Origin of the sequence: Bacillus sp. ES1-5 (assembly GCF_022487605.1) — a bacterium.
Lineage (GTDB): Bacteria > Bacillota > Bacilli > Bacillales > Bacillaceae_G > Bacillus_A > Bacillus_A wiedmannii.
Genome location: NZ_JAKVPU010000002.1, coordinates 239,164 through 251,281 on the forward strand (window position 1 = coordinate 239,164; position 12,118 = coordinate 251,281).

Annotated in this window: 18 protein-coding genes; 12 read left to right on the forward strand and 6 right to left on the reverse strand. The window is 34.9% G+C overall.

Annotated features, from left to right (window positions below; all coding sequences use genetic code 11):
* Positions 1 to 113 precede the first annotated feature (113 nt).
* From MKO96_RS11045 to MKO96_RS11060, 4 genes are all read left to right on the forward strand, one after another.
* The gene (locus MKO96_RS11045; protein ID WP_240587579.1) at positions 114 to 410 is read left to right on the forward strand and encodes a DUF3055 domain-containing protein; all 297 of its coding nucleotides are present in this window, start codon (positions 114 to 116) and stop codon (positions 408 to 410) included.
* A 196-nt stretch (positions 411 to 606) separates the two neighbouring features.
* Positions 607 to 735 carry a GapA-binding peptide SR1P gene (locus MKO96_RS11050; protein ID WP_000536778.1) on the forward strand — a complete coding sequence of 43 codons (129 nt, stop codon included), beginning with the start codon at positions 607 to 609 and terminating at the stop codon, positions 733 to 735.
* 59 nt (positions 736 to 794) lie between these two features.
* Complete coding sequence (locus MKO96_RS11055; protein ID WP_064474947.1) at positions 795 to 923, forward strand: GapA-binding peptide SR1P; 129 nt, start codon at positions 795 to 797, stop codon at positions 921 to 923.
* Between the two features lie 45 nt (positions 924 to 968).
* Entirely contained in the window at positions 969 to 1,097 is a 129-nt protein-coding gene (locus tag MKO96_RS11060; RefSeq protein ID WP_000536796.1) for a GapA-binding peptide SR1P, read from the forward strand.
* 40 nt (positions 1,098 to 1,137) lie between these two features.
* Here MKO96_RS11060 and MKO96_RS11065 read toward each other — a convergent pair whose 3' ends face one another.
* Together MKO96_RS11065 and speA are read right to left on the reverse strand one after the other, a co-directional pair.
* On the reverse strand, positions 1,138 to 1,968 hold the full coding sequence (locus MKO96_RS11065; protein WP_240587493.1) for a protein-glutamine gamma-glutamyltransferase: 831 nt from the start codon (positions 1,966 to 1,968) through the stop codon (positions 1,138 to 1,140).
* A gap of 75 nt (positions 1,969 to 2,043) precedes the next feature.
* Positions 2,044 to 3,516, reverse strand: coding sequence for an arginine decarboxylase (gene speA / locus MKO96_RS11070; RefSeq protein WP_140386878.1), 1,473 nt, complete (start codon positions 3,514 to 3,516; stop codon positions 2,044 to 2,046).
* Between the two features lie 367 nt (positions 3,517 to 3,883).
* On the opposite strand from speA, the gene MKO96_RS11075 reads away from it, so the two are divergent.
* On the forward strand, positions 3,884 to 4,153 hold the full coding sequence (locus MKO96_RS11075; RefSeq protein ID WP_000456565.1) for a UPF0223 family protein: 270 nt from the start codon (positions 3,884 to 3,886) through the stop codon (positions 4,151 to 4,153).
* Positions 4,154 to 4,234: 81 nt separating this feature from the next.
* Here MKO96_RS11075 and MKO96_RS11080 read toward each other — a convergent pair whose 3' ends face one another.
* Complete coding sequence (locus MKO96_RS11080; protein WP_000175087.1) at positions 4,235 to 4,861, reverse strand: YktB family protein; 627 nt, start codon at positions 4,859 to 4,861, stop codon at positions 4,235 to 4,237.
* Between the two features lie 206 nt (positions 4,862 to 5,067).
* On the opposite strand from MKO96_RS11080, the gene MKO96_RS11085 reads away from it, so the two are divergent.
* On the forward strand, positions 5,068 to 5,256 hold the full coding sequence (locus tag MKO96_RS11085) for a hypothetical protein (protein ID WP_001250166.1): 189 nt from the start codon (positions 5,068 to 5,070) through the stop codon (positions 5,254 to 5,256).
* Positions 5,257 to 5,344: 88 nt separating this feature from the next.
* The gene (locus MKO96_RS11090) at positions 5,345 to 6,136 is read left to right on the forward strand and encodes an inositol monophosphatase family protein (RefSeq protein ID WP_098355051.1); all 792 of its coding nucleotides are present in this window, start codon (positions 5,345 to 5,347) and stop codon (positions 6,134 to 6,136) included.
* 47 nt (positions 6,137 to 6,183) lie between these two features.
* On the opposite strand, the gene MKO96_RS11095 is transcribed toward MKO96_RS11090, so the two are convergent.
* Complete coding sequence (locus MKO96_RS11095; protein WP_048563222.1) at positions 6,184 to 6,360, reverse strand: DUF5325 family protein; 177 nt, start codon at positions 6,358 to 6,360, stop codon at positions 6,184 to 6,186.
* Positions 6,361 to 6,500: 140 nt separating this feature from the next.
* On the opposite strand from MKO96_RS11095, the gene typA reads away from it, so the two are divergent.
* From typA to MKO96_RS11110, 3 genes are all read left to right on the forward strand, one after another.
* Complete coding sequence (gene typA, locus MKO96_RS11100; RefSeq protein ID WP_000914755.1) at positions 6,501 to 8,345, forward strand: translational GTPase TypA; 1,845 nt, start codon at positions 6,501 to 6,503, stop codon at positions 8,343 to 8,345.
* 157 nt (positions 8,346 to 8,502) lie between these two features.
* Positions 8,503 to 8,805, forward strand: a complete 303-nt coding sequence (locus MKO96_RS11105; RefSeq protein ID WP_000893657.1) for a YlaH-like family protein — start codon at positions 8,503 to 8,505, stop codon at positions 8,803 to 8,805.
* Between the two features lie 14 nt (positions 8,806 to 8,819).
* Positions 8,820 to 9,095 (forward strand): hypothetical protein, encoded by a 276-nt coding sequence (locus MKO96_RS11110; RefSeq protein ID WP_063260459.1) that lies wholly within the window; start codon positions 8,820 to 8,822, stop codon positions 9,093 to 9,095.
* Positions 9,096 to 9,130: 35 nt separating this feature from the next.
* Here MKO96_RS11110 and MKO96_RS11115 read toward each other — a convergent pair whose 3' ends face one another.
* A complete protein-coding gene (locus tag MKO96_RS11115; protein ID WP_001995040.1) occupies positions 9,131 to 9,331 on the reverse strand; it encodes a YlaI family protein in 201 nt (66 codons plus the stop codon).
* A 145-nt stretch (positions 9,332 to 9,476) separates the two neighbouring features.
* On the opposite strand from MKO96_RS11115, the gene MKO96_RS11120 reads away from it, so the two are divergent.
* Together MKO96_RS11120 and MKO96_RS11125 are read left to right on the forward strand one after the other, a co-directional pair.
* Positions 9,477 to 9,932, forward strand: coding sequence for a PNPOx family protein (locus MKO96_RS11120; RefSeq protein WP_000024571.1), 456 nt, complete (start codon positions 9,477 to 9,479; stop codon positions 9,930 to 9,932).
* Positions 9,933 to 10,178: 246 nt separating this feature from the next.
* Positions 10,179 to 11,507 (forward strand): PhoH family protein, encoded by a 1,329-nt coding sequence (locus MKO96_RS11125; protein WP_000358079.1) that lies wholly within the window; start codon positions 10,179 to 10,181, stop codon positions 11,505 to 11,507.
* A 46-nt stretch (positions 11,508 to 11,553) separates the two neighbouring features.
* Here MKO96_RS11125 and MKO96_RS11130 read toward each other — a convergent pair whose 3' ends face one another.
* Positions 11,554 to 12,051, reverse strand: coding sequence for a molybdopterin-binding protein (locus tag MKO96_RS11130; RefSeq protein ID WP_088123318.1), 498 nt, complete (start codon positions 12,049 to 12,051; stop codon positions 11,554 to 11,556).
* Between the last annotated feature and the right edge of the window lie 67 nt (positions 12,052 to 12,118).

Below are 12,118 nucleotides of genomic sequence, written 5' to 3' on the forward strand. Positions count from 1 at the left end.
CCTTAGTAGAATACTATTATTCTACATCCTACTGAATTTTTTGACAATTAAAAGGAGTATTCCTTTTTTTGTTTAATATACTAATGAAAGGTGATGGAGAAAGGTGGAAACCGATGTTTGAAAAATTGTATGATGAGCATGAAAGTGTGAAGGTACGATTTTTGGGGTTTATGACACATGATACTCGTTATGATTTTGGTGTTATTTATACAAATATGTTTTTTGGAAAGCCACTCATTGTTTGCATGCAAACAGGAAGGTCTACTTTACTTGGGCGAGATGATGTAGAAAATGTTCAACATATACAGGAGATTTTTAAATTAAGATCAGAAGAGGAAGCGGTAGAGTTAGCTCAGTTTTTCAAATTTTTAGTCCCATCTACTTCTTTGCATGCGGAGTATGAAGAATAATTAATGTAAAACAGTCGTACGTATAAATATGGCTGTTTTTTTATTTGAATATCGCATACTAATTTAAATTTAAAATATTTAATGTGTTATACTAAAAACCTATTGACGTAAAAAGTATAACATATTAAAATGAAGACAGAAAGTTAAGCGGTTACAAAAAAGTTTTTGGGATTATAAACTTAGGGGGAAATGAAAAATGGGAACGATCGTATGTCAAGATTGTGAAGGTACAATTGCACACTTCGAGGATGAAAAAGTAACGGTACTTTACGGGAAATGTGGATCTTGCGGATGTGATCACACAGAGCATACAAAAGCCCAATAATTGATAGGAAATGGACAGCTAAAAGTTTTTAGGACCATAAACTTAGGGGGAAATGAAAAATGGGAACAATTGTATGCCAAGTATGTGAAGGAACAATCGGTCATTTTGAAGATGAAAAAACGACAGTGCTTTACGGAAAATGTGGTACAAATTGTGAATGTGCTAATAGAGATAAGGCGAAAGCTTAATTATAAATAAGTAGATTATTATTAAAGCTCAGGGGGAAATGAAAAATGGGAACAATCGTATGCCAAGTATGTGAAGGAACAATCGGACATTTTGAAGATGAAAAATCAACAGTACTATACGGGAAATGTGGATCTCATTGCGAATGTGACCATAAAGAACATACAAAAGCTTAAATAAGAAAAAGCGCCTACATATGTATATGTAGGCGCTTTTTTAATAAATTGTAGTTGTATGACCAACTGTTGCAACGATTGCATCATCTCTAATCGGAATAAACCCTATCGATGTCTGTGGAGTGCTAGGAGAAGCGTAGTGGCTCATAAGACGGCTATCAATACGGGTAATAGTATCGGTCAAGAAAGCTGAAATAAAAGCGTAAGGGATTCGTCGTTCATTTAATGAGTATATAATTTCTTCTTTTGTTTTTACACCTACGCCATGTCCGTAAAAAAAGAAATTTCCTAGATAGATTGCATTTTCTCCTTGCCACTCGATCGTAGCTGGATTCACTTGTGGATTTTTAAAATAAATGAGATCACCTGGAACAAGATCACCACCCGTTTTTGTTATGAGCTTTAAATCTTGATCGTAGTCCCACGTATAAAGTAAAAGGTTTGCAAAGAGACGGTTGAAAGTTTCTTCCTCATATAATGATAGTAAAGCTTTGTAAAAAATAATGATCATAGCGGTGGCGCATTCAGTTCCATATAGTTTTCCGTTTTTGAAAATATCTTGTATGGCAATGGAAGGGGGTATGTTTGGTAGTAGCTCGAATCCTCCAAGTGACGTTCTTTTCCAATACTGGGGGTTGCAAAAGGATTGTTGAAATGTGCGAAACTGAAATCCACTTTGAAAAAGTTCTAATGCAGAAGTAATAATATTCACTCGCAAATTTAGATCAAAGCTGAGTTCATCAGATGTTCGGAAGGAATAAATTTCTTGATTTCCTGCCATTATCGATAAAATTTGTTGTTTCTCAGCTGCAAATGGCTCATATTCATTTGTGATATAAGGATGTACAATAGAACGGCCTATTACAATCATAATCGTATCCCCACCTATACGTTACATTACTTAATATCGTATGGGAAAAGGGAAAAAGGGTGAAAGAAAAGCCTATCAACTGATAGGCTTGTACTCTTTAATCACACGTAATGTTTGTAATGTCATGTCTTCAGGACCTTGTACAGGTAAACCTGCTTCTAAGTTTTTACGAATATACGCTAAGTTATCTTGTGTAATAATTTCCCCCGGAGTAAAGATTGGAATCCCTGGCGGATAAACCATAACGAAATCAGCTATAATACGACCTGCTGCATTTTCAAACGGAATGACTTCTGTTTCCGAATAAAAAGCATCTCGAGGAGAAAGTGCTAGCACTGGAATTTCTGGAATTTCTACTTGTATTTGAACACCTTTATCGGCTTTATTTCTAAATGTTGCTGCTAAATCTTGTAATGCTGCAATAAGTGTATTTGTCTCACTTTCTGTATCCCCAAAAGTGACAAGACATAGTATGTTGTATAAATCTGAGAGTTCTACTTCAATGTTATATTGCTCTCTAAGCCATACTTCAGCCTGATGTCCTGTAATACCTAAATCTTTTACAGATACAATTATCTTTGTAGGATCATAGTTAAAAGTAGCATCCGTACCTAGCATTTCTTTCCCAGGACAGTAAAGATCCTCAACAGCATTAATAGCATCACGAACTTGTTCCGCTAATTGTATTGTTTGTTCTATGAGTGCTGTTCCTTCTGTAGCAAGACGTTTTCTAGCAACATCTAGGGATGCTAACAAGATGTAAGAAGTTGATGTCGTCGTAAGCATGCTAATAATAGATTGAACATGTTTTACGTTCACAAGGCCTTCCTTCACGTTAAGAATAGAACTTTGCGTTAAAGATCCTCCTAATTTGTGAACACTTGTTGCTGCCATATCTGCACCGGCTTGCATCGCTGACATCGGCAATTCATCGTGAAAATGAATATGAACACCATGAGCTTCATCAACTAGTACAGGGATATCATAAGAATGCGCTAATTGGACAATCTGTTCTAAGTCCGCAGCAAAGCCAAAGTATGTTGGATTAATAACAAGTAAGCCTTTCGCATCTGAATGCTCTTCAAGTGCCTTTTTGACAGATTGAATTGTGATTCCGTGTGAAATACCAAGTTTTGGATCGATTTCAGGATGCATGAAAATCGGTTTTGCACCTGAGAAAATAATAGCTGACATTACTGATTTATGCACGTTTCGTGGCACTAGGATTTTGTCACCAGGACCGCACACGCTCATCACCATTGTCATTATTGCACCACTTGTACCTTGAATAGAAAAGAAAGTATGATCTGCACCAAATGCAGCGGCTGCTAAATCTTGTGCTTCTTTAATCATACCTTTTGGATGATGTAAATCATCGAGCGGCGCAATATTAATTAAATCAATTGCTAATGCATTATGCCCAATAAATTCGCGAAATGTAGGATCCATGCCCTGTCCTTTTTTGTGACCAGGAATATGGAATTGAATTGGATTTCGCTTACTGTGCTCAACTAAAGCGGTAAACAATGGTGTTTCGTATTGGGACAATCTATACACCCCTTCTTTTTCATAATATTTATTAGAGTTTGTTTTATATAATCTTGTTCTAAAAAAGTTAAGTGCTTTTTAGAATGAGACTTGTTTTTCTGCCAATCACAAAAGCATTTTTGAGATGGTAGGTTCACTTTATTTTCTATAAAACAAAAGCATTATATCACCAATAATTATAGATGTATAGAAAAAAATATTTTTACAGTGAGTATGTTAAATAGTTATTTCCAATTAACTTATAGAGGAAGACAATTCCATCACAATGAATAAATAGTGTATAATGCAAAGTGGCTATAGTGAAGAAGAAAAAAATCCCTTTAAGATAGCATATTGAAATAAGAAGAAATGATAAATGAGGTGCGAAATGGAATATCAATATCCGTTAGATTATGATTGGTCAAATGAGGAAATGGTTGTAATTGTGAAGTTTTATGAAGCAATTGAGAAAGCATACGAAAAAGGAATTATAAGAGAAGAATTAATGGGATTATATCGTCGTTTTAAAGAGATTGTTCCATCTAAAGCAGAAGAGAAGAAAATTGATAAAGAGTTTCAAGAAGTAAGTGGATATTCTATATACCGTGCGATTCAAAGGGCGAAAGAAACTGAAGAACAAAAGCTTGTGAAAATGTAAAAAATATTTTGAAAAATGAAAACTGAAGTGATATAATGTGATAACAACTAAAAACGGACAATATATATTGTCCGTTTTCTACTATCGATTACAAAGTGCATATAGAGGAAGGAGTGATTGCATCGTAGATTCAATCTTAGCAAGGAATTGTTCGTTGGTCATTGCTGAAAACTCCTCTGGTGATATATGAATACCGACTAATAATTCTGCTTTTTTCACAGTAGCTAGACGCTCAATCATCTTTTGTAAGTCTTCTGTTTCAAGGGTTTTATGTAATTTTACACTTGGTTTAGTATGGTCAATGGACCAAACGAAGTCATTTGGAATATTTGTTTTTAAATCATTTAAATGTTCTAAGAAGGCGTGAGCCGTCTCCACTTTTTGTGGACACTCATAGATTAAACCAAAGTATATGAAGGCATGAGTACCCCATAACCCAATTTGGAAATGTGGCAGCATTTTATAACCGCGTTTATTTGTTGAAAAAGCAACCCAAGTATCGTTTGGTGGATTGACTTTGCGACGTGCATGTTTTGCTACATGATAAAAAAAGTTCTCATCAGTTTGTTTGGATAAATACGTTGCAAACTGTTCCCCTAAAGCTTCCAGCTTAGGATGAATGTTCGTTTTAATTGCACTCATTCGTTCTTCGAGACCATCAACTGTAAAGACCTCAAAATCAGTTGACTTGAATGTTTGTAGTGTCATGATTGTTCCTCCAACTCCTATTTTGCTTTTATTTTAGCATAGCTTGTACTATTCATAAAAAAAACAGCACAAAAAAATTTAAATAAAAAAATATAATTTTGTTGCATAGATGATTTATCCAACATAGTATAGTATAAAACAAAAAATCAGAAAATTGAATTAATTCTAGTCCGAGGGCAGACGAATATTGGGAGGAGGCAAATAATATGAGACAGGTGATTAATGCGTTAAAGAGAACAGATGCTGAAAAGAGAATACCGGTGCTACGTTTGGAGCTAGATTATGAATTAGCAACTTTATATGATGCGATGATGGAAAATGATAAACTGAAAAAAGAAGAGTGTGTACAAAAGTTAGAAGTGTTAAGACTTGAAATGATCCGTTTAGAAGCGTAATAATAGTATATGTATAAAAAATTAGTTGGTGCGAACCTTATAAAGGGTTCGTTTTTTCTGTGAACAGTATAGATCGGAGTGTTTAAACATGCAAGAAGTATGGAAAGACATCGATGCACACGCCAAACAGTGGATTCGAGATGCAGGAGAGTTTTTAATGGCATCAATGGAAAAAGCACTTATTATAGAAACGAAATCCAATGCAGCTGATTTAGTAACAAATATGGACCGAGAAATAGAACAGTTTTTAATTGGGAAAATTAAAGAAACATTCCCGAACCATAATATTTTAGGAGAAGAAGGTTATGGAGATGAGATAACTTCTTCTGATGGGGTTGTTTGGTTAATTGATCCAATTGATGGCACGATGAACTTTGTTCATCAAAAAAGAAATTTCGCAATTTCAATTGGAATTTATGAGAACGGTATTGGAAAGGTTGGACTCATTTATGATCCAGTTCATGATGAATTATACCATGCGGTAAAGGGAGCTGGAGCATTTTGTAATGAAGTACCAATACCTTTATTGGAAAAAGGAACTGTAGAGCAAGGTATTGTAGCTTTAAATGCGATATGGCTTACCGACAATCCATTGCTTAATAAGGAAAGTATGATGGCACTGGTTAAGAAAGCAAGAGGCACGAGATCATATGGTTGTGCAGCGTTAGAGATGGTATACGTTGCAACAGGAAGAATAGATGCATATGTAACGCCGAGATTATCACCATGGGATTTTGGTGGGGGACAGATAATTGTAGAGGAAGTTGGAGGCAAGGTGACAACATTTTCTGGATCACCGCTTTCTATCGTAGAGAAGAGCAGCGTATTAGTTGCAAAACCAGGAGTGTATGAAGAGGTGTTACGATTTATAGCGGAGTAACAAAAAAAGTAAGAGGCTGTATAAGCGCTTCTTACTTTTTGACGTTATTACGATTTACGCATTTTTCTTTTTGTTACAAAACCGTATCCAACTGTAACAAATGTGCCGATAATGCAAATAATAATACCGATGGGACTATTTTCAGCAACCATAATGCCGATACCGATTAAGAAAATAACACCGATAATTGCAGTTAATAAAAAGCGATATTGAATGTGTTCCATTTCTTCACCCTCCAATTTCATTTTACTTTCACAAAAGTAAGAATACAACTATATTTTCATTCTTGATTTTATTTTGATTGCCATAGTATCCCCTTCGCTCTTATAATAGAGAAGGATTAAAAAGACATTAGGAGTTGGACATGTTGAAAAAACGACAAGATTTACGAAATATAGCAATTATTGCCCACGTTGACCATGGTAAAACAACACTTGTTGACCAGTTATTACGTCAAGCGGGGACGTTCCGTGCGAATGAACATATTGAAGAACGCGCAATGGACTCAAACGATCTAGAAAGAGAACGTGGTATTACAATTTTAGCGAAGAATACTGCGATTCACTATGAAGATAAACGAATTAACATTTTAGATACACCTGGTCACGCTGACTTCGGTGGAGAAGTAGAACGTATCATGAAAATGGTTGATGGTGTTCTACTTGTTGTTGATGCATATGAAGGTTGTATGCCACAAACACGATTTGTTTTAAAGAAAGCTCTTGAGCAAAACTTAACTCCAATCGTTGTTGTAAACAAAATTGACCGTGACTTCGCTCGCCCTGATGAAGTAGTTGATGAAGTAGTTGACTTATTCATCGAACTTGGTGCAAACGAAGATCAATTAGAGTTCCCAGTTGTATTTGCATCAGCAATGAACGGAACAGCAAGCTTAGATTCAAATCCAGCAAATCAAGAAGAGAATATGAAATCATTGTTTGACACAATTATTGAACATATTCCAGCACCAGTTGATAACAGCGAAGAGCCACTTCAATTCCAAGTAGCACTTCTTGATTACAATGACTATGTTGGTCGTATCGGGGTTGGACGCGTATTCCGTGGTACAATGAAAGTAGGACAACAAGTTGCATTAATGAAAGTTGACGGAACTGTAAAACAATTCCGTGTAACGAAATTATTTGGTTACATTGGATTAAAACGTCAAGAAATTGAAGAAGCAAAAGCTGGAGATTTAGTAGCTGTTTCAGGTATGGAAGACATTAACGTAGGTGAAACGGTATGTCCGGTTGAGCATGAAGAGGCTTTACCATTATTACGTATTGATGAACCAACACTACAAATGACATTCCTTGTAAATAACAGCCCATTTGCAGGTCGTGAAGGTAAATTCATTACATCTCGTAAAATTGAAGAGCGTCTTCGTTCACAATTAGAAACAGATGTAAGTTTACGTGTAGATAATACAGATTCTCCTGATGCGTGGATCGTATCTGGACGTGGGGAATTACATTTATCTATTCTAATTGAAAACATGCGTCGTGAAGGTTATGAACTACAAGTATCTAAGCCTGAAGTAATTATTAAAGAAGTTGATGGCGTAAGATGTGAGCCTGTAGAGCGCGTGCAAATCGATGTACCTGAAGAATACACTGGTTCTATTATGGAATCTATGGGTGCACGTAAAGGTGAAATGTTAGATATGGTGAATAACGGAAACGGTCAAGTTCGCCTTACTTTCATGGTTCCAGCACGTGGTTTAATTGGTTACACAACAGAATTCTTAACATTAACTCGTGGTTACGGTATTTTAAACCATACATTCGATTGCTACCAACCAGTACACGCTGGACAAGTTGGTGGACGTCGCCAAGGTGTTCTAGTTTCACTTGAAACAGGAAAAGCATCACAATACGGTATTATGCAAGTTGAAGACCGTGGTGTAATCTTCGTTGAACCAGGTACAGAAGTATATGCTGGTATGATTGTTGGAGAACACACTCGTGAGAATGACTTAACAGTTAACGTTGTAAAAATGAAACAACAAACTAACATTCGTTCTGCGACGAAAGATCAAACTTCAACAATGAAAAAACCACGCTTAATGACTTTAGAAGAGTCATTAGAGTACTTAAACGATGACGAGTTCTGTGAAGTAACTCCAGAATCAATTCGTCTACGTAAAAAGATTCTTGATAAGAGTGAGCGCGAAAGAGCTGCTAAGAAAAAGAAATCTGTAGAAGCGTAAAATAATAGAACAGCTACCTTTGAGGGGTAGCTGTTTTTTTATTGTATTTATTTTTGGAATATTTACTCTTTTTTGTGGACAGTATTTTTTTTGCAGGTTACTCTTGTATTAAGTACATAAATAAAATTTGTTTTTTTGTGAGAAAGGGGGATGAATGATGTTAGAAAGAATGTCGTTTTTTGCGAAATTATGTAAAGTTGATGAAAATCCAGAACTAGGGATGTGGTTGCTATATGGTATCATTATTATATTAAGTGCACTTGTGTATAATTTAGGTTTTGCAAGAAAACTATCAATAATAAAAAATATAGTGATATATATATCGTTAGCGATTGGGTGTACAGTTTTAACTTTTTTTGCAGTTTTTTTACCTGTTGGAGAGGGTCTTGTTGTAGCGGCAATTGTACTTGGGATTTATAGGTTGCGTTTACGTCAAGCAAGACAACAAAATGCTGGGTGAGGAGGCGAATTTTTATGCGATCAGTACAAGATGCGTTATATAATTGGTTAACGATTAAAACAGTTGCTGAAGCACGTCCAGATGATCGTGCTGCAAAAGAAACGTATTTGTTATTTCAAAATATGATATATGAAGAACATAAATTAAAGAATGTGGAAGTTAAAAAGAACGAAGAAATGTATTTGATTACATATGAAATGAATGGAGAAAAAAAATCTGCCAGGTTTCCATTAGAAGCTATTGATTGCTTTTTGGATCAAATGAATCGTGAACCTGAAAAATATAAATAAGTCCTTATCTATATGATTAAGGACTTATTTACATTTTACCAATCGTCTTCGACTTTTTTATCACGATATAATCGGAAATTACCGCTTGCATGACGTTCCATCGTACGTTCTGCAATTCGTTCCGAACATTCCATGCACATATATGTATGAATAGGGCGGTTACGCAGTTTTTTTGCCATAGGATTTTCATCATCTAACATATCTTTTTTATCACAAATCATACATTTGACTCTCATTTCGTCACCTCAATACGAATTCTATCAGTATAAGTATATCATGGAAGTGTAATATTTTTGAATAATAGCGGGAAAAAATAATATTTTCGCAATTCGAAAAATAAGTTATGATAAGGATATGTTAATTATATTTGGAGGTGGAAATATGGCGAATGTAGTAGATCCTACATTAACAGATGATTTAGTACAAACGTTACGTAAAGAATGTATTGTTATGGTAGCAACAACAGACTTCGAAAAACAAGTTCCTAACGTAAGTGCTATTTCTTGGGTGTATGCAGTGAGTAAAACTAGTATTCGATTTGCAGTAGATCAACGTTCACGTATTGTGGAAAATATACGGCATAGTACTGGGCTAGTATTGACTATAATGGCGAACGAATCCGTATTTTCCATAAGTGGTGCAGGTGAAATCTTGACTGATAGAATGGAAGGCATTCCTCTAAAATTAACTGTAATAGAAGTAAATGTACAAGAAGTACGTGATGTTATGTTTTATGGAGCGAAACTTGCAACTGAACCAACGTATGAAAAAACATATGATATTCGCGCAGCGAAAAAGTTGGATAACCAAGTGTTAGTAGGAATAAAAGAATTATAAATGTGATAAATAAGAAATTCAGTTATTAACTTTTGTAATCGGTTATTGTGATTTTATGTTAATAATTATAATTAAAAGTAATATATTGAATAGAAATGAATAAAAAATAAATAAAAGGTTTAATGGCTATGAATTTCGATTCTACCTCGTTTATACGGTACATATAATTATAACAATGGTTCGTCCATATTTTATGGATGAAACCCTTGTTCTACAAATTTAAAAGTGGAGTCAGGGGGTAACAGGTTGGATAAAATTTATGTGTTAGATACGAATGTACTTTTGCAGGATCCTTTATCTATTTTTTCATTTGAAACAAATGAAGTAGTGATTCCAGCAGTTGTATTAGAAGAGGTTGATTCGAAAAAACGTTATATGGATGAAGTAGGACGAAACGCTCGTTATGTATCTAAGTTAATAGACAAATTTCGTGAAATAGGAAAGCTGCATGAAAGTATTCCGTTAGAAAACGGCGGTACATTTCGTATTGAATTAAATCATCGTTCATTTGTTCAACTACAAGATATTTTTGTAGAAAAAACGAATGATAATCGAATTTTAGCTGTAGCAAAAAATCTATCTTTAGAAGAACAAGAAAAAGAGGACGGGAAGTCTGTTATTTTAGTAAGTAAAGACGTGCTCGTAAGGGTAAAAGCTGATGCAATTGGTTTGAAGGCGGAAGATTATTTAAGTGATCGTGTAATTGAAGTAGATAATATATATTCAGGATTTTTAGAAGGGTATATATCAAAAGAGCAATTAGATTATTTTTATGAAAAAGGTGAATTGCCTTTATCCGAAATTGCAAATCACCCTTTTTATCCAAATCAGTTTGTAGTAATGAAAGATGCATTAGGGGGATCTAGTTCAGCACTTGGCATTGTGGATCATTTAGGTAAGAAGGTAAAGAAACTTATTTTTCACAATGAACAAGTATGGGGGATACGACCACGAAATGTGCAGCAAATTATGGGGTTAGAATTGTTGCTTCGTGAAGATATTCCGCTAGTAACGTTAACGGGGAAAGCTGGTACAGGAAAAACATTACTCGCGCTGGCTTCAGGACTCATGCAAACGGAAGATTTAGGGCTATATAAAAAACTACTCGTTGCAAGGCCAATTGTTCCAGTCGGAAAAGATATCGGTTATTTACCAGGAGAAAAAGAAGAAAAGTTAAGACCGTGGATGCAACCGATTTTTGATAATCTAGAGTATTTATTTAATACGAAAAAGCCAGGAGAGTTAGATGCTATTTTAGCTGGAATGGGTTCGATTGAAGTAGAGGCCCTTACCTATATACGTGGGAGAAGTATTCCAGATCAGTTCATTATAATTGATGAAGCACAAAATTTAACGAAGCATGAAGTGAAAACGATATTAACAAGGGTAGGAGAAAAAAGTAAAATTGTATTAATGGGAGATCCTCAGCAAATTGATCACCCGTATTTGGATGAATATAATAATGGTTTAACATATGTTGTAGAGAAGTTTAAAGAGCAACGTATTAGTGGTCATGTAAAGTTTGTTAAAGGGGAGCGGTCTAATTTAGCTCAACTAGCAGCAGATTTATTATAAAAAGAGTGAGCTGAAGCTCACTCCTTTTTTCTTTCAAGTATACATGTTAAATAATGGTGAATTTACGGATGTTACGGATTGGATTTTGTCTATTAGATCCATCATTGTAATATAGATGAACAGGTCCATCCTCTTTTAATGGTTTTCCTTCTTTTGAAAAACCAAGAATAGCATTTTCTACAGTTTCTAATGGAAGTATTATTGTTTGATCTACTGTTTCAATTTCGACTTGCGTAGCGTCCTCTGAAATTTCGGCGTTAGCAAGAAATGGATGAAATGGTATACCGAACGTTCCAGTAATTAGTTGTTCTTTTTTATATTTCTTTACACTTTGTTGTATCGGTGGAAACGCAGCACCATCACGGATTTCGCGATCCCAATGCTCTGAAGTGTTTTTTAAATAAGCTTCTAGTTCTGAAGTGTTTTCTCTTGTTTCATCAAAGTAAGTTGTCAAATCTACTTTTCGATCATCAAAGATCCAAACAGTTGGATCGATAGTGATTGGAAAACGAACTTTTCCATTAATAAATAAAATTTCGCTCATTGCTGTTCCCCCATTTGTGTTATACTCCCACTTTTCAGTATAATAGCATTAGACACGGTTGTCACAA